This window comes from Erythrobacter rubeus, assembly GCF_014705715.1.
Taxonomy (GTDB): Bacteria; Pseudomonadota; Alphaproteobacteria; order Sphingomonadales; family Sphingomonadaceae; genus Erythrobacter; species Erythrobacter rubeus.
Genome location: NZ_JACXLC010000001.1, coordinates 1572431 through 1591349, shown reverse-complemented (window position 1 = coordinate 1591349; position 18919 = coordinate 1572431). Strand labels below are relative to the sequence as shown.

Sequence of the window (18919 nt, the reverse complement as noted above, 5' to 3'; positions counted from 1 at the left end):
GTGAGAGCGAGCAGAGAGATGGTTAGCAGACCCTCGGTTCTGTCCCGCTGTGCGACAGCTGAAAACCTGCGCGGCACTCAAGGGTTAAGAATTCGTTAAAATCGTGTACGCCCGGTGACGGGAAGCAAGAAGTAGAGAGAACGATGCGCAGAAGCCTGGTCCTCACCAATGAGACAACCCGTCATCCATTTCGCATGACGTTGCCCCCACATGTGAAAAACGACATTTTCGACATTCCGGCCGAGAGCCTTTGGCGGCTCACGGCCAAGGATGTGCAGGGCTTTGCAAGCACTTATGTCGCAGCAACCGCGGCCATTCTCATTTTCATAATCTAGTTGATTTGCTGAATGATCTGCGCGTCACGCGAGGGCGAGCGCTGCTCTTTCCGCGTTGAACAATAGCCGTCCGAGCCATGCCGAGATAATCGACATGGCCGCCGCTAGCAGCAATTGTTCTGCAACCGGAATTCCAATCGACGTCATCCCGATGGCGATAAGCGAGCCTACCACCATCGACAGCGAATTGACGATATTGTTGGCCGCGATCGTGCGGGATGCCGCATCATGGGCACAGCGAGTGGTCAGAAACGCATAAAGCGGTACCACGAAAAACCCGCCAGCGGTCGAAATGCCCAGAAGCATCAGCAGCAGCGGAATTGCCAAGGGCTCCATCAGGAAGGACCCGACCGAAAGGAGTTCACCTGCTGCGTTGGGTGACCACATTTTTGCCACCACATAAAAGCCGATCACGAAGACTCCCATGACGACTACAGATGCGGGCGAAAACCTGGCAGAAACCTCGCCTTTCAGCAGCGCATTGACGCCGACCGATCCGATTGCGATGCCGATTGAGAAGATGACGAGGAAAAGACTGGCGACTTCCTTGCTCGCGAGCAGCTGGTTCTTTGCAAGCGGAGGGAACTGGATGAACAGCACCGCTCCGATGGTCCAGAAGAAACTGATGGCGATGATAGCAAGAAAAATCTCGCGGTTGTGCATCGTGTCGCGCACAAGCCGCCAGCTCATCACAGCCTGATCGGCGATGGCGACCGGCGCATATCCGAGCCAGCGAAGCACTGGATTGCGCACTTTTTCCGCATAGGGTTCAAGGAGTGGATAGTGCATTTCGTAGTCGCTCTGCGGAGGAGCGTCCGGCACCCAGCGGCTGACAAAATATCCTGCCACTGCAGTCACCACGATAAGCACCATCGCCAGTTCCACATAGATAAATCCGGCGAGGATTGTTCCTGTTAGGATCGCGATATAGGTGCCGGCTTCGACAAGGCCGGTTCCGGGGAGAACTTCGTCCTTTTCGAGATGCTGCGGCAGGATCGCATACTTGATCGGGCCCAAGAAGGTCGATTGCGCAGCGGCGAGGAACACCACGAAAAGGAGTAGCGGAATGGCGAAGGTGTGAACGGCAATGCCCTGCCACGCCATGAAAAGCCCAGCCGCGCCGAGCGAAGCCCAGCCTATCTCGCACAGTTTGACAATGCGGATAATCCTCGCCTTGTCGCGTGTATCGGCCAGCTGTCCCGCCAGCGCAGATAGTAGGACAAAAGGCAGGATAAATACGAGCGAGGCGAGGCCGCTGAAAAACGCCTCGTGCTTCTCCGAATTGTAGACCGAATAGACGACGAAGAGGACCAATGCCGTCTTGTAGAGATTGTCGTTGAAAGCATTGAAAAACTGGGTCGCCATCAAAGGCAGAAAGCGCTTGGAGCGCATGAGGTGCGTCGTGGTGGTCATATCAGATCGTCGAAATCGCTCCTCGATCTCTTCACATAGCGAACGCACTCGCATGCACAAGGGCGATGACAAGAGCGTTCACAAGCGGTGCGAGGAGCCTTTTATGCGGTCAAAAGGGGCGTTAGAGCGGTACCCGTTATGTTGACTGTGCCCAACATCCTGACCCTGTCGCGGATATTCGCGCTGCCGCTTTTGGCGTTTTTCCTGTGGTGGCCAGGTTGGCAGCTGGGATACGCGATCGGATTTGCGCTCTACTGCCTGATTGCGATCACCGACTTCTTCGATGGCTATCTTGCCCGCGCTCAAGGTACGGTGTCGAAGCTGGGAATCTTCCTCGACCCGATCGCGGACAAGATCATGGTTGCCACGGTGATCCTCATCTTGACCGCTCAGGGTTATCTGCGAGGTCCATATGTTGGCGACTTTCACGTGATTGCGGGCCTCATCATCCTGATGCGCGAAATTGCTGTATCGGGCCTGCGCGAATTCCTAGGCGGGCTTCAGGTATCTGTTCCTGTGTCGCGGCTCGCCAAGTGGAAGACGACGTTCCAGCTTATCGCGCTCGGTGCGCTCATAGGCGGTGGGGCGGTCCACGGTCAGCCCTGTCAGTCGCTTGGGATGCCTTGTACGACGATTGCCGAAAGCTGGATTCATATTGTCGGTCTTGCCAGTCTGTGGACTGCCGCCGTGCTGACCTGTGTCACCGGCTGGGATTACCTGAGGGTTGGTCTGAAGCATATGGATTGAATTAAGGGCGAGCTGGTGTGGAAACCGCGCGGAGTTGCAGCCAGCCTAACCGGCGCGCAATTCCTCTGCCAACAGCTTGAAATCCGCCTCGCGCGGGGAGTTCTTGCGCCACACCAGCACAATTTCGCGTTTTGCCGTTTCGCCTTCGACCGGGCGCGCAACCACATCTGTACTTTTCAAGATACCCGCCTCGATTGCCATTTCCGGCAGCATCGTCAGCCCCAAATCGTTGTCGACCATTTGCACCAGGGTATGAAGGCTCGTGCCGATCATCGAGGCACTTCCGCGCAGTTCGCTGCGGTTGCAGGCGGCGAGCGCATGATCGCGAAGGCAATGTCCGTCTTCGAGCAGTAACAACCGCCCTTGGTCTATCATGTCGGGTGGCACTTGCGCGGGCGGATCGCGCGGATCGTCTTTCGGAAACGCAACGTAGAGACGATCATCCGAAATATGCTCGACCTCGACATCGCCCGTATCGAAGGGCAGGGCGAGAAGCACGCAGTCTACCCGACCATGTTGCAACGACTCAATCGCGTCCTGGCTGGTTTCCTCGCGCAGCATCAATTGTAGGTCCGGCCGCTCCTTCTTCAGCCGCGGCAGAAGGCGCGGAATCATGAACGGTGCGATGGTCGGAATGACGCTCATGCGCAGCTGTCCCGACAGCGGCTTTCCTGACGCTTGGACAAGGTCTGAGAGCTCTTCGGCTTCGCGCAGCAAACGGTTGGCTTTGGCAACCACCTGCTCACCCAGAGCTGTAAAGCGTACGACGCGGCGGCTGCGTTCAACCAGTGTCACGCCGAGCAGCGATTCCAGTTCGCGTATTCCGGCGGACAAGGTCGATTGCGAAACAAAGCTAGCGTCTGCAGCGCGGCCAAAATGGCCGTGCTCATGCAGCGCAACCAGATATTGCAGCTGCTTGATCGTAGGGAGATAAATACTCAACTCAGTCGGCCGCCAGCGCTTCTTCCATGCTGGCCTGCATGTCGTCGATATGGGTCATCTTCAGCCGGCCGCCTTGCACAGCAAATCCAAGCTTGCCTTCCACGAGCTGCAGCGCATCCTTGCCGAAGACGTCGTAGCGCCAGCCTTCGAGCACCTTCAAATCACGGACCCCTGCGGCGAGCGCTTCCATCTCATCGGCGCGGGTCAGCAAGCGGGGTGCAACGTCGATCTCGCGCGCGCGGATTTTCAGGAGAAGCTTCAGGAGGTCGGCAACAAGCGCGCCCTCTTTACCCAGCGGCGCGCCGCGCTTCATCTTGGCGGGCATCTCGTCCTTCGGCAGCGGATCGGCGTCCGCAATCACACGCATCAGTCGTTTGCCGATGTCGTTGTCGCGCCAGGCGGCAGAAAGCCCGCGTACCTTTGCCAAGTCTGCCTGCTTTTTCGGCGGATGGCTCGCGATGTCGGCCAGCGTCTCATCGCGCATGATCCGACCGCGCGGGATGTTCTTGTGCTGTGCTTCGCCTTCGCGCCACGCGGCCAGCGCCTTCAATCGGCCGAGGACTTGCGGATTGCGCCCTTGCGAGCGGATGCGCTTCCACGAGGCATCCGGGTTGACGATGTAGTTGCTCGCATCGGCAAGCTTTTCCATTTCGGCATTCAGCCAATTGCCGCGATCGGTCTTGATCAGCTTGCCCAGGATTTTCGGGAAGATCTTGGACAGGTGCGTCACATCGCCAATGGCATATTCGATTTGACGATCCGTCAACGGACGGCGGCTCCAATCGGTGAACCGCGCACCCTTGTCGATCGTGATGTTGAGCCAGGTGTCGACGAGGTTTGCATAGCCGATCTGCTCGGACTGGCTGATTGCCATCATCGCAATCTGGGTATCGAAAATGGGGAAAGGGGTCTTGCCCGTCAGGTTGACGATTATTTCGACGTCCTGACCACCGGCATGGAAGACCTTGAGCACATCTTCGTTTTCGCACATCAGATCGAGCAGCGGCGCAAGGTCGATACCTTCGGCGAGCGGATCGATTGCCGCCGCCTCTTCACTATTGGCGATCTGCACCAGGCAGAGCTCCGGCCAATAGGTATTTTCGCGCATGAACTCGGTATCAACGGCGACGAATTCTGATTGGGAAAGGCGCTCGCACAAATCCGTGAGAGCTTCGGTGGTGGTTATCAGGTCGTGTATTTTCATTTGTCTTCTTGTCGTTTTGAGCGGAGTACCGCTCTCGGGTAGTTTCCCAGAGGCTTGCTATGCTGCACCTTGGCGTCTTGACAAAGTGCGGGTCATGCCCTGTTAGCGCGCCCATATCCGCGAGGCTTTCGAAAGCCCGCAAAATGCTGGCGCGCCTTTAGCGCCATACGCTCAAACAGGACAAGAGTTTAGATGCACGCCTATCGTACGCACACTTGCGCACAGCTTTCCGCTCAGAATGTCGGTGAAACCGTCCGCTTGTCGGGCTGGATCCACCGGAAACGCGACCATGGCGGTGTTCTATTTGTCGATCTGCGCGATCATTACGGCATCACGCAGATCGTGGCGGATGAGGATTCGCCTGCGCTCCCGGTGCTCGAAAAGCTGCGCAACGAATCGGTCGTCACCATCGATGGCGATGTGAAAGCGCGCACCGCGGAGACAGTGAACAAGGATTTGCCGACCGGCGAAATCGAGGTGTTCGCTCGCGAGATCACGGTGCAGAGTGCTGCGGAAGAACTTCCGATGCCGGTGGCGGGCGAGCAGGAATATCCGGAGGAAATCCGCCTCAAATACCGTTTCCTCGATCTCAGGCGCGAAACCATGCATCGCAACATTATGCTGCGCAGCAAGGTCATCACATCGCTGCGCCAGCGCATGATCGATCAGGGCTTCACCGAGTTTCAGACTCCGATCCTGACGGCATCTTCTCCGGAGGGCGCGCGCGACTTCCTCGTGCCGAGCCGGATGCATCCGGGCAATTTTTACGCGCTCCCGCAGGCGCCGCAGATGTTCAAGCAAATGCTGATGGTCTCAGGCTTCGACCGTTATTTCCAGATCGCGCCTTGCTTTCGCGACGAGGACTTGCGCGCCGATCGCAGCCTCGAATTCTACCAGCTCGATTTCGAAATGAGCTTCGTGACGCAGGAAGACGTTTTCCAGGCGCTCGAGCCAGTGCTCGCCGGGACCTTCGAGGAATTTTCGGGTGGATACAGCGTTACTCCGTCGGGCAGTTTCCCGCGCATACCCTACGCCGAAGCGATGATGAAATACGGCACGGACAAGCCTGATCTACGCAACCCGCTGATCATCAGCGATGTGACGTCGCATTTCGAGAAATCCGGGTTCGGCCTGTTCGAAAAGATCGTGGGCGGTGGCGGCGTGGTCCGTGTGGTCCCGGCCCCCAAAACGAACGAAAAGAGCCGCAAGTTCTTCGATGACATGAACAATTGGGCGCGAAGCGAGGGTTTTGCAGGGCTCGGCTATGTCACGCGCAAGGGCGGCGAATTTGGCGGGCCGATCGCCAAGAACCACGGCCCGGAGCGGATGGAAGAGCTTTACAATGAGCTCGGCCTGGGTCCGGACGACGGGCTGTTCTTCGCTGCTGGCAAGGAGAAAGATGCAGCAAAGCTCGCCGGTGCCGCCCGCACACAGGTGGGCGAGCAGCTCGGCCTCATCGAAGAGAACTGCTTCAAGTTCTGCTGGATCGTCGATTTCCCGATGTATGAGTGGGACGAGGACCTCAAAAAGGTCGATTTCTCTCACAACCCGTTCTCGATGCCGCAGGGCGAGATGGATGCGCTCGAGAACATGGACCCGCTCGAAATCAAGGCGTGGCAGTACGACATCGTCTGCAACGGCTATGAGCTGTCATCCGGCGCAATCCGGAACCACCGCCCGGATATCATGTACAAGGCTTTCGAAATCGCGGGCTACGACAAGGCAACTGTCGACCGCGAGTTTTCCGGGATGATCGAAGCGTTCAAGCTCGGTGCGCCACCGCATGGCGGCTCCGCTCCGGGTATCGATCGTATTGTCATGCTGCTCGCCGGAGAGGAAGCAATCCGCGAGGTAATCGCCTTCCCGATGAACCAGAAGGGCGAAGACCTGATGATGAGCGCGCCGTCCAAGGCAGAGCCATCGCAGCTGCGCGAACTGTTCCTGCGGACGATCGAACCGCCGCAGAAGCAAGCCCCAAAAGATCAGGCCGGCGAAAGCGAAAGCTGATTGAGCGGGCGGGAGGCGCTAACTGCATCTCCCGCCGTTCAAAGGCCCGCTACCTCGCTTCGGGGGCGGCTGCTGCGGCATCATCGGGTAGACCGCCCAGATCGTAAACGAGCTTCGAATAGGCATCGAGGTAAGCCAGCACGATAACCTGACCGATCTCGGTGTTCTGGTATCCGCTCGCGCCCACTGCGCCAAAGCCGGTCCACCAACCGCCGCCACCGCCCCCGCGGAAGCGCAAATCCCTCTTGCGCGCGTAGCCCTCGACAAGAGCCTCCTCAACCGTCGTGCGTGCGTTCACGACCGACAGCGTGACGTTCGCCTCTTTCTTTTTGACGTTGATGCCGCCGGCAAGTCCGCCGAGCACCCTGCGCCCCAGCAAGCCGCCAACCAAAGCGCCGACGCCGCCTCCGCCGCTATCCGAATTTGTCGTCACAATATCGGGCTGCAGGAAGTAGTCGGCCGCCTTCACCTGCCCGCGGCCCAGGTTCGAGCCATCTTGCAGCTCGCCCTGATCGGCGAGTGCGCGCTCCATGGCGCGGCTGCGCATCGAGCGGCCACGATTTACCAGAGTGAAGCAGCCTGATCGTTGGACGAATATGCGCATAATTGCCTCGGGGCTGCCGAGGCTCAGTTCCCGCCACCATTGGTTGTCAGGCTCAACGATTGCGATCGTGCCGAGATTGCGTGAACATTGCGGAATTTCAGCGGTGCCCCGCTCCTGATCCTGACGACCGGAGGATCGATCCTGTGCAGAAGCAGGCGCCGCTACGAGGATTGCCAAAGTCGCGGCAAAAGTGGTGGCTAGAGAAGTCTTCAACATGCATCTTGCTCCCGTTCAACATGAGAGTGACGCGGGCCCAATGTTTTGAATACCCAGCAAGAATGCGTTCCCGAATCCCGCTTAGCACAGCTGGTGCGAAATTACACTTCGTGGCGATTCCCCGAGGCTGGGGCGTGTATTGCGGCACGATCAATCGGTAGGTAACACGCAAAAACGCCCGACCGTGAGGCCGGGCGCTTTCGTTTCTGGATGGAAAAGTCTTGGCGGAGCAGCGCAAGTCGCTGAAAATCAGCGCTCCCCAATACGTGGCGCGCTCAACGCCAAAACCGATGTTGGTTCGGGCGGAGCGCGGCGCAGCGCAAGGCTGCGGCGCTCGACACCCTAAGGACGCTCATCCACGCGTCCTATCCTGATGCGGTTACGCGTATTGCTTCTCGAGCATGTCGGTAAAACGTTCGCCTTCGCGTACTTCGCGGTATGCCGATTGGATCAGCATCCTGGTCGAACTGTCGAGTTCGTTGCTGTCGTCTTCAAGGACATCGCGGAACTGTTCGACGAGATAATCTTCGCCTTCTTCGACACGTTCTGCCGCTGCTTCGTTCCCGTTCGAGAACGAGTCGGTAATCGACAGCCATGTCTGGTGCATCTGGCTCATCGTACTCGGCGATGTAATGGGGTCTTCACCGCGCGAGGTCAGCGCCTGGTTCAACGTGTCCAGCGTCTTCGAACGTTCGCTTGCGCGGCGCTCCAGTGCCTGGGTCAGTGCCGGACTTTCGGCCTTGTCGCCGGCCTTGCGATAGCCTTCGACGGAATCAAAAGTGGTTTGTGTAAGGTTCTTCAGAATGTCGACTGTATTAGTCATGGATCTCCTTGATTGTTTTAGCTTCATGATCCGCAAGCCTTTTGCATTGCGGTTTCAATGACTTAACGGGCTGAGGGCATAGATCGTTCCGAGCCTTCGCCGAGACGTTAATCAGCTGCGATGAGCTGTTTATGCGCGGGCTGGGCAGTGCGTTTCCAGTCGATGAAAGGTACATTCACGAGGCATAAAGCGACGCTGCAACAGGCTCCTCCAAATCAATCGGGGGGTTCGAGAATGTCTTCTTCTGCATCTGCGCCTTTGCGCATTTTCCTTGCTGCAATATGCGCGGTGGGCGCCTCCAGCACGGCGCTGGCGGAGACACTGCCGGTAGAAGGCTTTTATGCCGCCCGTGCGGATGTCCCGGCGGAAATCGACATTCTTGCTACCGAGCCATTCGGCGGCGACTGGGGCTACGGATTACAGGCGAGTATAACCGATCTATTGAGCCAACCGGTCGTGGCGGACGAGCCTTACTTCCAAGTTATCCCTGCCGCGCTCGCGCAAAGGGAGCGGATATTCGTGGTCGATCCCGCAACCGAAGACGAAGCGGAGCAGCGGTATATTGAGGTTGCTGGCTCAGACAGCGGCCCCGACGCGGTCCTGCGCGGCGCAGCCCATAGCAGCATATCCGATTACTCCACGTCGCCAAAGATCCGCAAGGAGTGCGTGCTCCGGGACGAGGATGACGAATGCGTAGAGCACGAGGAAATAGAAATACCGTGCCGGCAGATCACAGTCCACTACCGTGCAAGTGTGACGATGGTCGCCGCCGATGGCAGCCGTCTTTATCACGACGATGCGGATCTCGAGAGCTCTCAAACGTATTGCGAAGATGATCACGCTGCGCCTGATCCTGACGCAATGATTGGCGCCCTTGCCGCCAGATATATTGATGCGGTGCAGAGCGATCTTTTGCCAGCGTTCAGGAAGTCCGATCCACGCTTGCTCGAACGGCGCAAAGGACTGACCAAGCAGGACCGGCGAACCTTCAAGGAGGCGCTGCGCCTTACCAAAAACGATCCTTTTGGCGCGTGCATCAAATTTCGCGAGCTCGAAGCTTCAAATCCGGAACACGTCTCGGTCCTATTTAACATCGGGCTGTGCCATGAGAGCGAGGGTGAACTGGACCGGGCGACAACATATTACGAGCGGGCGCTAGCGACCGAACCCGACAAGAACTATCCGAAGGCCGGTCTCAAGCGCGTGGAAAGTCGGGAACGCGGAGAGGCGCAGCTCGCAGCCAAGGGCTTGATATAGAAAGCCTGTCGTCGCACGGTCGCAACCTGACAGCGGCAAAGAGGCGATGAGAAGACATGCGAACCACCCGTCGAACCGCCATGCTCGGGAGCCTTGCAGCAGCTTCCGGTGCCGGTGCCGCGTCCCAGACGCTGGCCAGTTGCGCACCGGAGAGCTCGTCTTCTCCAGATGATCTGACGAAAGTTTCGGTCATTGGGGCAATCCACGGCACGCACCGCACCAGTGAGCTCTATTCGCTCGATGTGCTGCGGGAGGCGGTAAGACGCTTCGATCCCGACATTGTCTTGAGCGAAATTTGCCCTGATCGAATTAAGGCCGCCCGCACCAGCTTTGCGGAGACTGGCGAAGTCACCGAGCCGCGCACACGTGTCTTCCCGGAACTCACCGATGTCGCCTTTCCGCTTTCGGTCGAACTGGATTATTCGATCGCTGGAACTGCGGGCTGGACACAGAAAATCGCTGATGACCGCGCCGCTGCGCTCAAACGGATAGAGGATGATCCAGCCAGAGCCTCGCAATGGGCGGAACATCAGACGGCGAGGGCGCAATATTCCGAGGCGCTGGACGGGCGCGGGCAGGATCCGCGCTTCATCCACACGCCCGAATACGATGTTATCGTTCAGAGTGCGCAAACACCTTACCAGATCTATTTCGACCCCGATCTCGGCCCGGGCGGCTGGACCCGCATCAACCGCGCGCATACCGATCTGATCGAGCAAACGCTGGACACGATAAGTGGGCAAGGGCTCAAAGCCCTTGTGATCTTCGGCGCATGGCATAAATACATGATCGAGCGCGCTTTGATGCTGCGCAGCGATGTCGAGCTGACTTCGGCTCGTCCGCTGTTCGGTTAGAAAACGCGGGAAACGGGGGCATTTGCGTTCTGCACTTGCGCTCTATCGAACCGGCCTTTAGGGCACTTTTTGAAATTCTAACCCCAATACAAGAGGGACACACATGAGCGATACTGCCGACCGCGTGCAGAAAATTGTTGTCGAGCACCTGGGTGTTGAAGGCGATAAGGTAACTCAGGAAGCAAGCTTCATCGACGATCTGGGCGCAGACAGCCTCGACATCGTCGAGCTGGTGATGGCGTTTGAAGAAGAGTTCGGCGTCGAAATCCCCGACGATGCGGCTGAGAAGATCAGCACGGTCGGCGATGCCACCAAATATATCGAAGAACACAAGGGCTAATCGCCCTCAGAACGCCCGCATCGGCGGGCTTCTGACCGACAGGCCCGTGCCCTTTTGAACAAGGGCTCCGGGCCTGTAGTGTTTCAGGGCAGCGTGAAGCTGCCGCAGCATGCGCCGAATGGCTCTTGGCCCGGATGCAATTGGAGATTTTAATGCGCCGTGTTGTCGTAACCGGACTAGGTCTTGTGACCCCGCTTGGCGGTGATGTCGAAACGAGCTGGAAAAACCTCATCGCGGGCGAAAGCGGGGCCGGGCCGATCACGCGCTTCGATCCGGAGGGCCAGAAGGCGACGATCGCGTGCGAGGTGAAGGGCAAGGATCACCCGTGGGGCTTCGATCCTGACAAGCGCGTCGATCACAAGGTTCAGCGGCAAGTCGATCCTTTCATCGTTTACGGCATCGATGCCGCGGGGCAGGCGCTTGAAGATGCCGGCCTGACCGAAATGACCGACGCCGAGAAAGAGCGCACCGGCTGTTCGATCGGCGCAGGGATCGGCGGACTTCCCGGCATCGAAATCGAGAGCGTCAATCTGCATGAGCGCGGCCCAGGCAGGGTCAGCCCGCATTTTGTGCATGGCCGCCTGATCAATCTCGTCACCGGTCAGGTGCAGATCAAATACGGCTTCATGGGCCCGAACCATGCCGTTGTGACGGCGTGTTCGACAGGCGCACATTCGATTGGCGATGCCGCGCGCATGATCGCGATGGACGATGCCGACGTCATGCTTGCAGGTGGCGCGGAAAGCACCGTGAATCCGCTCGGCATCGCAGGCTTCGCGCAGGCGCGGGCTCTCAACACCAGCTATAACGATCGCCCAACCGAGGCGAGCCGCCCATACGACAAGGATCGCGAAGGCTTTGTCATGGGCGAGGGTGCAGGCGTGGTCGTGCTCGAAGAATACGAGCGGGCGAAAGCGCGCGGCGCGACCATCTACGCCGAAGTCACCGGCTATGGCCTGTCGGGCGATGCCTACCACGTCACTGCACCTCATCCGGAAGGCAAGGGTGCTGAGCTAGCCATGCGGATGGCTCTAAAGAAAGCAGGGCTGGGGCCGGGCGACATCGACTACGTCAACGCGCACGGAACCAGCACGATGGCGGACACGATCGAGCTTGCTGCCGTAAAGCGCGTGCTCGGCGACGATCTGAGCGGCGCTTCGATGAGCTCCACCAAATCGGCTATCGGGCATCTGCTAGGCGGGGCGGGCGCAGTGGAGGCCGTGTTCTGCATCCTCACCATGCGCGACGGTGTCGTCCCGCCGACACTCAACCTGCATAATCCGGACGATGGCACCGAAGGTATCGACCTCGTCCCGCTTAAGGCGAAAAAGCGCGAAGTGCGCGCGGTGCTCAACAACAGCTTCGGTTTCGGCGGCACCAATGCCTCGCTGATCATGCAGAAGGTCGATTGATCCGGTGAAACGCCTCGGCCTTTTCGTCGTGAGCCTGTTCATGCTGGCGGCGGTAGGATTGATCCTTGCGGGCTCGTATCTAGGCGAAGCGACGATCGAAGAAGAGTCGCCATTCATTATCCCTGCCGGATCGTCGCTCGGCAGCGTCGCATACAAGCTCGAAGAAGAAGGGCTAATCTCTTCAGGAGACGGCTTTCTGCTGCGTGCGCGTCTGTTTGGCTCCAGCGAGCCGATACAGGCGGGTGAGTTCGCGCTGACGCCCGATATGGACCAGGGCGACATTCTTGCCGCTTTTCAGAACGGCGACGTCATCCGCCGGTTCGTCACCATTCCAGAGGGAACACCGTCCATTCTGGTCTGGGAAAAGCTCATGGAAGAAGAGCTGTTGACCGGCGAGATCGAGGTGCCGGAGGAAGGTTCGGTCCTGCCCGACACTTATGCGTTCGAAAGGGGCCAGGATCGCAGCGAAATCATCGATCAGATGAAGTCTGCGATGGACGCATATCTTGCCGAAGCTTGGGCCGAGCGCGCGCCCGACATCGCCGTCGACAATCCGTGCGACGCTGTCATCCTCGCATCCATTGTCGAAAAGGAAACCGGGACCGCATCGGAGCGCAGGACTGTCGCTGGGCTCTATTCGAACCGGGTTCGCCAGGGGATCATGCTGCAAGCGGACCCAACGATTATCTATCCTATCACCAAGGGTAAACCGCTCGGCCGCCGTATCCGGCAGTCGGAGATCAACGCCGTCAACGATTACAACACTTACACTCGCGTCGGTTTGCCCGAAGGACCGATCACCAATCCCGGTCGTGAAAGCATCGCTGCCGTGCTGAACCCGGAAAAACACGATTATGTGTACATGGTCGCCGACGGAACGGGCGGGCACGAGTTCAACGAGACTCTCGCAGGGCACAATGCAGCCGTCGCGAAATGGTACGCGCTTCGCCGCGAGCGAGGCGAGATGTAGGGCGCGGATGGCTCAGCCCTTCATCGTCACTGCGAAATTACCGCCGGACATGCATAACTGGGCGGATGCTCTACGCCGCAAGCACTTTCCGCCAGAGCGAAACCATCTGCACGCGCATGTCACGATGTTTCACGCTTTTGCGCCTTCGCTGCTGGGCGAACTCTGTGATTTCCTTCCGCGAGTGGCCCGCGAATTTGCTCCGCCAAAGGCGAGGGTTATTGGATTGATGAATCTCGGTAAAGGCACCGCGATCAGACTGGAATCGCCTGAACTGCTCTCTTTGCGCGCGATGATTGCTGACCACTTCCATGGCAGCCTTACCGAGCAGGACCTGCATGAACCGCGCCCTCACATTACTATCCAGAACAAGGTGACCAGGAAAGAAGCGCAAGCACTGCAGTCCGAGCTCGAACCTCAGATCGAGGAGCGCGATTTTGTCTTTCCTGCGCTGGAACTCCACCGCTATCTCGGTGGACCATGGGAGGCTGTGAAGAGGATGCCATTCCGCGGAAAAGCCAGACCATGACACTGGAGGACGGCGTGTGTGCAAGAATGGTTGACCAGCACGCAGACGCGCCCTAAATGCGCCGCTCGCGCAGGGCAAAGCCCTTGCGAATCCTGGCCACCATAACCGGCCCGGAACCCCGATTGGGGCGGAGTAGCTCAGGTGGTTAGAGCAGCGGAATCATAATCCGCGTGTCGGGGGTTCAAGTCCCTCCTCCGCTACCAGTCGTGGATCTGAATAGGTGCGCAGACTTTCGTATGTACCCGAAAATGTGAAAAGGATCAGTCGTGTGCGGCTGGACTCTGTTCGTTTGTGTTTGCTTACATTCGTGTGCAGTCGGATTTGGTGTGGGGTGTTTGGAGGAACTCTCACGGGGTTAGTAAATGGAGCGATAGCTCCAATTTTTTTCAGGACCTTTAGTTCAGAAATGCGCGTGTCGGGGACCATCTCTCTAAACTCGCGGACGGGTAGACGTTTCTTTACTTGTCAAAACCAATGGCTGCAAGCTTTGGCGGTGGAAGTATCGCTTCGGAAGCAAAGAGAAGTTGCTTTCGTTTTTATGCTTACCTTGACGTGGGGATTTCCGCAGCGAGGAAGTTGCGTGCGATTGCGAAAGGCACGCTCGAAAAGTGACCTTAGCTTTTGGCGTTTCGCCGACAAAGGTGATGTGCTGGAAATTGGCGTTCACCTTTCCGTTAAATGTTAGGTCGGGATCATGACGGAAACCGAAGCGGCCATAGTAGGATGGGTACCCAATAAGCACGCACCCTTCCGCACCTAATTGCTTGATCTGCTCCAGCCCGTGGTTGATCAGTTGGCTCCCGATACCGCGCGACTGTAGGTCAGGCTTCACTGATACGGGACCGAGGTCGAACCAATCGCCCGGATTGCCATTTAGCCACACGCGTGAGAACGCGATGTGTCCAACAATCTCTCCTTTCAGCTCCGCAACGAGCGAGACCGGCAATTCTCCATCTGCCCGCAGCGCATCGATGAGGTGCTGTTCGTCGCCCGCGCTAAACGGCATGGGTGCGAACGCGATCTTCGTCAGCTCGTGTATTGCGGAAACATCCTCAGATACTTCGTCTCTGATGATTATTTGATCGGCTGACATCGCAGGTTTCCCATCTCAGGTTCGTAGAGCGTTTACTATGTTCGATCACGAGAACAGGAAAAAGAAGCAGACTGAGGAGCAGGCAAGAAGCATCCAAAGCGAGCTTCCAAGCGCTAAGACGGAAACGGTCCGCTCCTTCGCCTTGGTGGTACTGAACCCTTTTCCAGCGATCGGCAGCGCTTCGCCCGCGCCAAAGGACGCGGCGAGGACAAGGCTCACAATCAGAACACTGAAGGATCCGACGAGCGATACGGCCAAAGGCATGGCTGCCCATGCTGCAATTTCCAAGTGCGGCCAGAAAAGCCCGAACGCGATCAGGGCGGTCCCCGTCTGCACGGCAGTCGTATGCGCGGAGAGACCCATGCGCGGGTTGCGAAAACGCGGGATGGCTGCGCCGATTACGAGCCCGATAGTGAAGATGAGAAACCCGGATTTGCCGAGAAGCAGTTCAACGGAGCCCATATTGAGTTATCCTGAGAGAAGATCTATTTCCGACTAGTGGTCGGTATTTATTGACCGATAGTCGGTATGTCAAGCGGGAGCAAGAAGTTGGTGCGCCAAGAGGAGCGAAGGGCAAGGACAAAAGCGGCCATTCTTCAGGCTGCCACAGAAAGCTTCGGGACCCTTGGTTTCATAGCGACGAGCGTTGACGCGATCGCCTCACGGGCGAATGTCGCCAAAGGAGCGGTCTACCATCACTTTCGCAACAAAGAGGAACTCTTCGAATGTGTGTTCGAGACCGTCTCTTCTAATGTGGCAGCAGCGGTGGCGGCGAGTGCAAAGCCGAATCTGGGGCCTCTTGAGAACATGACACTGACGACCGAGCGCTACTTCGAGTTATGCGCCGATCCACCAACGGCCCGTATCACTTTGCAGGACGGTCCAAGCGTTCTCGGTTACGAACGTTGGAGGGAGCTGGACACCGCACACTTTGGCGGCTTGGTGACTGCCGGCCTGACTTCAGCGATGGAAGCGGGCGCAATCGTGGAGCAGCCTGTCGCGCCGTTATCGAACATTGTTCTCGCCGCCATCCAGGCCGCAGCGCTCGATTGCGCCGTCCAAGAGGACTTTGCGGAGGCTGCATCTCGTTATCTTAGAAGTTTCGAGGCCATCTTGAGCGGTCTTGCAAGAGACACTTAGGTCTCGTCTGGCTAAAAGAGATAATCGGCTTGCACTTCCAGAACCGTTATTCGGCAGTGCATTCCACCCTCTCTGCCTATTAACGAAGTGCGAACGTGGGCCGCTAGCGGACTGGCTGGATTTGGACAGGTTGCTCGAGATGAAGTCCATCGTCTAACATGATGCTGCTGACACTCTTTAGATGGTCGGGGCAATCAAAACTTTGACCTACTCTCCAATAGCAAAGGCATAGCCGAAGGGTCTCGGGTCGTAGTATTCGCGAAATAGCGTGATCTTGCCGTCAGCGTTGACGTGGAACAGGCCGCCATAGGTCTGCTTGTACTCGCGTCCGGTCGGGATAATATCGACCCGCCCACGATACTCGGCGAAGACCATCTGGGGATCCTTGAGTGGATGGATGACCAGATGATCTGTGAAGTTCGGATTGGCGGCATTTGCAGGCCAGCCTGAATAGAGTTCAATCAGTGCTTCACGACCGACTACCCGACTGGGCGTGCCTTCGGTTGCAAATGGCATATCCTGAACCGCGTCTTCAGCCCAGACCCTGTTCACTTTGGCCATATCGTTCTGTTCGAGGCCGGTTAGGAAATCGACCACAGCCTGCCGAGTGCGCTGCCGCTGGATATAGGGTGCTGGGTCTGTGTTCGCTGCTTCAACCGCAGGATCAAAGACGTCGCGAGAACCTTCTTCTCCGGTCACGGTCAAAGTCATTGACGTAACCTGCCAGACACCTTCCTCTTCCGCACCGTCGAGCTCAAACGCATAATTGTAGCGACCGCTGACCTGCCAATGCTGGCCGTCGATCCAATGATCCGCGACGACATTGGCAGTCGCAGTCGCAAGCCGCCCATTCACATCGACATCGATACCAGACACGTCATGGCGGGTCCGGTCGAAGCCCGGCAGGGCGCTGGCCCATTCTGTCATCAAGGCTTGCGGGCTCTTGATCTCGGCTGGCGCGCCATTGAGGCTGGAATAGTCGACCAGAACTTCATCATCGAATAGCTTCTCGAGTGTCTCAAATTCAGACTGGTCAGCCAGATTGGCGATACTTTCGATGACCGTTTCGACTGCGGCGACATCGGAAGATTCAGTTTGGATAGGTTCTGCGAGAGCTGGCGTGGCGGTAGCGATTGCAAGTGCCATGGCGAGAGTCCTTTTTTTTAGGAGCATGTTGAGGGTCCCTTGTTGGAGAGGACTTCCCGGTACCGATCGGGAGGGGAAAGGCACCGGGAAATATGGAGATGGTTAGGCTCAGCTGCGCTCGAAGTGAGCGGTGACAGCTTCAATTGCAGGATCAACGCCGTTGGCTTGATCGTAAAAGTCGAACTGGGTCACGCCATCGAGCCAAACTTGCGACTTGGGTGCGGTCAGGCTTTCGTAGAATTCCTTGGCGCCGTCAGGGATCGCGGCGGCCTCAGAATGCACGATCAAGGTCGGTTCATTGATGCCGCTCGCTGCACGCACGCCATCGAAGTTCAACCAGCCTGTCCAAGAGGCAAGATTGAAGGTGTTTTCCCATTCCGGGATCATTCCACGGCTTGGATCGGAGTAATATCCATCTAGCGCCATCAAAGCGTCGGACCCTTCCGGGCCACCTGCGGTAATCAGCTGAGGCTCGCCAGTTGAGCGTTCTGTCGCCTTTGCATTGCGGGCAGTTTCGAGAAGGCCGTTGACGCCATCTTGGCCTCCATAGACAGCTTCAACGATCGGTTGATTGTGCAGCCAAGGCGCTACCAAAGCGATTGAGCGGAAGATGTCAGTGCGTTCGGCAGCGGTGGCCATGTATCCTGAAGAGGCGCATATCCCGAGTCCATGCACCTCACGCACCTCTGCCCGGGAGGCAAGGTAACGGCCTGCTGCCTCGATATCGGTGATCTTCATTTCCGGATTTTCAAGACTGCGGGTCGAACCTTCGCTCTCACCCCATGTGCGAAAATCGAAGGCAAGAGCGACCATGCCGTTCTGTGCCAAACGTTCGGCATAAAGTGCAGGCATTTGTTCCTTGATGGTTGTCCACGCTCCGGTAACCACCACGGCCTTCGCTGCGTTTTGTGCATCGACACCCGTAGGTACATAAAGTGTACCAACAATGGTTTCACCTGCGGATTGGAAGGTCACGCGCTGCGTCGTGAATGCCGCTTGCTGAGTGTTGGTGGCGGCAATTTCGTTGGACATGGCAAACGCTCCATTGGTTGTCGCCGGAAGGGCTTCAGCAGAGAGGACGACGGCTGAAGCCGACAGTGCGATAGTCTTGAGGGAATTGAGCACTAGGGGTCTCCTTGGGTTCGTTCTGATGAACCCTAGATACGAGACCGCATTCGCCATTGCTTGACGTTGCCTGCTTGAGATTTGAAGATTCCGACTATTGCACCAGCATGCATCTTTTAGGCGTGGCGACGCTGCCAAGCGCTAGGTGTTTCGCCCCGATACTGCTTGAAGACCCGTGACATATGCGGCTGATCGGAAAAGCCACAAGCGTGCGCGACTTCGATCGCTGCCTTGCTTTTGTCAGCGAGCATTTTGGCAGCCTGTTCCACCCGATACCGCATCAAGAATTGATGCGGCGTATCACCCACTGTTCTCTTAAACAGGCGCGTGAAATGCGATGCAGACAGCCCAGCTTCGCGGGCAATGTCTTCGATCGAAATTGCATCACCAAACCGCTGCGACACAAAATCGAGGACGCGTTTGTAATGAGCGGGAGTAAAAGCGCGCGAGAATGCAAGCTCCTCGGATTGTTCATCTCCATAACGCTCTACAAGTTTGACAAGAAATATCCGCGCCAGACTTTCGAACATGATTTGCGAACCGCTGGAGGACTGCCGCAGCGCCTCGTACAGCATAGTCGCAGCCGCAGTAAGGTCGGCATCCTCGAACTGCGGCGTATCGACCAATTGCTGATGCGTGAGCACCTTTCCGAGCTCATTCTGCGTGAACGCCTCCAGCATGGCCGGATCGAGAGTTATTACGATGCATCGTGAGTGCTCGTGCCAGCGCCATCCACTCTTGATCCCTGACGGGGTGACAATGACT

At 57.6% G+C, this 18919-nt stretch carries 20 protein-coding genes, 1 tRNA gene and 1 pseudogene; 12 read left to right on the top strand and 10 right to left on the bottom strand.

Going from position 1 to position 18919, the window contains the following annotated elements; all coding sequences use genetic code 11:
- Positions 1–194: 194 nt before the first annotated feature.
- The gene (locus IB285_RS07805; RefSeq protein WP_190787647.1) at positions 195–335 is read left to right on the top strand and encodes a hypothetical protein; all 141 of its coding nucleotides are present in this window, start codon (positions 195–197) and stop codon (positions 333–335) included.
- A 24-nt stretch (positions 336–359) separates the two neighbouring features.
- Here the strand turns inward: IB285_RS07805 and IB285_RS07800 are convergent, their stop codons facing one another.
- Positions 360–1748 (bottom strand): MFS transporter, encoded by a 1389-nt coding sequence (locus IB285_RS07800; RefSeq protein ID WP_190787646.1) that lies wholly within the window; start codon positions 1746–1748, stop codon positions 360–362.
- Positions 1749–1886: 138 nt separating this feature from the next.
- Here IB285_RS07800 and pgsA point away from each other — a divergent pair, with 138 nt between their 5' ends.
- Positions 1887–2495, top strand: a complete 609-nt coding sequence (gene pgsA / locus IB285_RS07795; protein ID WP_190787645.1) for a CDP-diacylglycerol--glycerol-3-phosphate 3-phosphatidyltransferase — start codon at positions 1887–1889, stop codon at positions 2493–2495.
- Positions 2496–2540: 45 nt separating this feature from the next.
- Here pgsA and IB285_RS07790 read toward each other — a convergent pair whose 3' ends face one another.
- The gene (locus tag IB285_RS07790; protein ID WP_190787644.1) at positions 2541–3437 is read right to left on the bottom strand and encodes a hydrogen peroxide-inducible genes activator; all 897 of its coding nucleotides are present in this window, start codon (positions 3435–3437) and stop codon (positions 2541–2543) included.
- A gap of 1 nt (position 3438) precedes the next feature.
- Entirely contained in the window at positions 3439–4641 is a 1203-nt protein-coding gene (rnd, locus tag IB285_RS07785) for a ribonuclease D (RefSeq protein ID WP_190787643.1), read from the bottom strand.
- Between the two features lie 192 nt (positions 4642–4833).
- Here rnd and aspS point away from each other — a divergent pair, with 192 nt between their 5' ends.
- Positions 4834–6648: an aspartate--tRNA ligase gene (gene aspS, locus IB285_RS07780; RefSeq protein WP_190787642.1), complete on the top strand. Its 1815-nt coding sequence runs from the start codon at positions 4834–4836 to the stop codon at positions 6646–6648.
- A 49-nt stretch (positions 6649–6697) separates the two neighbouring features.
- On the opposite strand, the gene IB285_RS07775 is transcribed toward aspS, so the two are convergent.
- Both IB285_RS07775 and IB285_RS07770 read right to left on the bottom strand, forming a co-directional pair.
- Positions 6698–7468, bottom strand: coding sequence for a CsgG/HfaB family protein (locus IB285_RS07775; protein ID WP_190787641.1), 771 nt, complete (start codon positions 7466–7468; stop codon positions 6698–6700).
- A gap of 379 nt (positions 7469–7847) precedes the next feature.
- The gene (locus IB285_RS07770) at positions 7848–8291 is read right to left on the bottom strand and encodes a ferritin-like domain-containing protein (RefSeq protein WP_190787640.1); all 444 of its coding nucleotides are present in this window, start codon (positions 8289–8291) and stop codon (positions 7848–7850) included.
- A 234-nt stretch (positions 8292–8525) separates the two neighbouring features.
- Here IB285_RS07770 and IB285_RS07765 point away from each other — a divergent pair, with 234 nt between their 5' ends.
- The 7 genes from IB285_RS07765 to IB285_RS07735 all read left to right on the top strand — a co-directional run bounded on the left by IB285_RS07765 (position 8526) and on the right by IB285_RS07735 (position 13853).
- Complete coding sequence (locus IB285_RS07765; RefSeq protein ID WP_190787639.1) at positions 8526–9548, top strand: hypothetical protein; 1023 nt, start codon at positions 8526–8528, stop codon at positions 9546–9548.
- Between the two features lie 56 nt (positions 9549–9604).
- Positions 9605–10402: a hypothetical protein gene (locus IB285_RS07760; protein ID WP_190787638.1), complete on the top strand. Its 798-nt coding sequence runs from the start codon at positions 9605–9607 to the stop codon at positions 10400–10402.
- A 103-nt stretch (positions 10403–10505) separates the two neighbouring features.
- On the top strand, positions 10506–10742 hold the full coding sequence (locus IB285_RS07755) for an acyl carrier protein (protein ID WP_160779455.1): 237 nt from the start codon (positions 10506–10508) through the stop codon (positions 10740–10742).
- 152 nt (positions 10743–10894) lie between these two features.
- Positions 10895–12154 carry a beta-ketoacyl-ACP synthase II gene (gene fabF / locus IB285_RS07750; protein ID WP_190787637.1) on the top strand — a complete coding sequence of 420 codons (1260 nt, stop codon included), beginning with the start codon at positions 10895–10897 and terminating at the stop codon, positions 12152–12154.
- A 4-nt stretch (positions 12155–12158) separates the two neighbouring features.
- Positions 12159–13124 carry an endolytic transglycosylase MltG gene (mltG, locus tag IB285_RS07745; RefSeq protein ID WP_328705870.1) on the top strand — a complete coding sequence of 322 codons (966 nt, stop codon included), beginning with the start codon at positions 12159–12161 and terminating at the stop codon, positions 13122–13124.
- 7 nt (positions 13125–13131) lie between these two features.
- Positions 13132–13650, top strand: a complete 519-nt coding sequence (locus IB285_RS07740) for a 2'-5' RNA ligase family protein (RefSeq protein ID WP_190787636.1) — start codon at positions 13132–13134, stop codon at positions 13648–13650.
- Between the two features lie 126 nt (positions 13651–13776).
- Positions 13777–13853 (top strand) — tRNA-Met (locus tag IB285_RS07735).
- 227 nt (positions 13854–14080) lie between these two features.
- On the opposite strand, the gene IB285_RS07730 is transcribed toward IB285_RS07735, so the two are convergent.
- Together IB285_RS07730 and IB285_RS07725 are read right to left on the bottom strand one after the other, a co-directional pair.
- Positions 14081–14743, bottom strand: a complete 663-nt coding sequence (locus IB285_RS07730) for a GNAT family N-acetyltransferase (RefSeq protein WP_199803347.1) — start codon at positions 14741–14743, stop codon at positions 14081–14083.
- Between the two features lie 45 nt (positions 14744–14788).
- Positions 14789–15205 (bottom strand): hypothetical protein, encoded by a 417-nt coding sequence (locus IB285_RS07725; protein ID WP_190787635.1) that lies wholly within the window; start codon positions 15203–15205, stop codon positions 14789–14791.
- A 66-nt stretch (positions 15206–15271) separates the two neighbouring features.
- On the opposite strand from IB285_RS07725, the pseudogene IB285_RS15180 reads away from it, so the two are divergent.
- Positions 15272–15457, top strand: a pseudogene (locus IB285_RS15180) (TetR family transcriptional regulator); the annotation flags it as partial.
- 15 nt (positions 15458–15472) lie between these two features.
- Positions 15473–15883, top strand: coding sequence for a hypothetical protein (locus IB285_RS07720; RefSeq protein ID WP_234033091.1), 411 nt, complete (start codon positions 15473–15475; stop codon positions 15881–15883).
- Positions 15884–16090: 207 nt separating this feature from the next.
- Here IB285_RS07720 and IB285_RS07715 read toward each other — a convergent pair whose 3' ends face one another.
- From IB285_RS07715 to IB285_RS14950, 3 genes are all read right to left on the bottom strand, one after another.
- Positions 16091–17029 (bottom strand): nuclear transport factor 2 family protein, encoded by a 939-nt coding sequence (locus IB285_RS07715; RefSeq protein ID WP_190787633.1) that lies wholly within the window; start codon positions 17027–17029, stop codon positions 16091–16093.
- A 108-nt stretch (positions 17030–17137) separates the two neighbouring features.
- On the bottom strand, positions 17138–18154 hold the full coding sequence (locus IB285_RS07710; protein WP_199803346.1) for an alpha/beta hydrolase: 1017 nt from the start codon (positions 18152–18154) through the stop codon (positions 17138–17140).
- A gap of 116 nt (positions 18155–18270) precedes the next feature.
- Positions 18271–18834, bottom strand: coding sequence for a helix-turn-helix domain-containing protein (locus IB285_RS14950; RefSeq protein WP_199803345.1), 564 nt, complete (start codon positions 18832–18834; stop codon positions 18271–18273).
- Positions 18835–18919 lie beyond the last annotated feature (85 nt).

Excerpts from the sequence above, each read along its gene's own strand:
- IB285_RS07805 (WP_190787647.1), top strand. The coding sequence starts at position 195 with ATGACGTTGCCCCCACATGTGAAAAACGACATTTTCGACATTCCGGCC.
- IB285_RS07800 (WP_190787646.1), bottom strand. The coding sequence starts at position 1,748 with ATGACCACCACGACGCACCTCATGCGCTCCAAGCGCTTTCTGCCTTTG.
- pgsA (WP_190787645.1), top strand. The coding sequence starts at position 1,887 with ATGTTGACTGTGCCCAACATCCTGACCCTGTCGCGGATATTCGCGCTG.
- rnd (WP_190787643.1), bottom strand. The coding sequence starts at position 4,641 with ATGAAAATACACGACCTGATAACCACCACCGAAGCTCTCACGGATTTG.
- aspS (WP_190787642.1), top strand. The coding sequence starts at position 4,834 with ATGCACGCCTATCGTACGCACACTTGCGCACAGCTTTCCGCTCAGAAT.
- IB285_RS07775 (WP_190787641.1), bottom strand. The coding sequence starts at position 7,468 with ATGTTGAAGACTTCTCTAGCCACCACTTTTGCCGCGACTTTGGCAATC.
- IB285_RS07770 (WP_190787640.1), bottom strand. The coding sequence starts at position 8,291 with ATGACTAATACAGTCGACATTCTGAAGAACCTTACACAAACCACTTTT.
- IB285_RS07765 (WP_190787639.1), top strand. The coding sequence starts at position 8,526 with ATGTCTTCTTCTGCATCTGCGCCTTTGCGCATTTTCCTTGCTGCAATA.
- IB285_RS07760 (WP_190787638.1), top strand. The coding sequence starts at position 9,605 with ATGCGAACCACCCGTCGAACCGCCATGCTCGGGAGCCTTGCAGCAGCT.
- IB285_RS07755 (WP_160779455.1), top strand. The coding sequence starts at position 10,506 with ATGAGCGATACTGCCGACCGCGTGCAGAAAATTGTTGTCGAGCACCTG.
- fabF (WP_190787637.1), top strand. The coding sequence starts at position 10,895 with ATGCGCCGTGTTGTCGTAACCGGACTAGGTCTTGTGACCCCGCTTGGC.
- IB285_RS07740 (WP_190787636.1), top strand. The coding sequence starts at position 13,132 with ATGGCTCAGCCCTTCATCGTCACTGCGAAATTACCGCCGGACATGCAT.
- IB285_RS07730 (WP_199803347.1), bottom strand. The coding sequence starts at position 14,743 with ATGTCAGCCGATCAAATAATCATCAGAGACGAAGTATCTGAGGATGTT.
- IB285_RS07725 (WP_190787635.1), bottom strand. The coding sequence starts at position 15,205 with ATGGGCTCCGTTGAACTGCTTCTCGGCAAATCCGGGTTTCTCATCTTC.
- IB285_RS07715 (WP_190787633.1), bottom strand. The coding sequence starts at position 17,029 with ATGGCACTTGCAATCGCTACCGCCACGCCAGCTCTCGCAGAACCTATC.
- IB285_RS14950 (WP_199803345.1), bottom strand. The coding sequence starts at position 18,834 with ATGCTGGAGGCGTTCACGCAGAATGAGCTCGGAAAGGTGCTCACGCAT.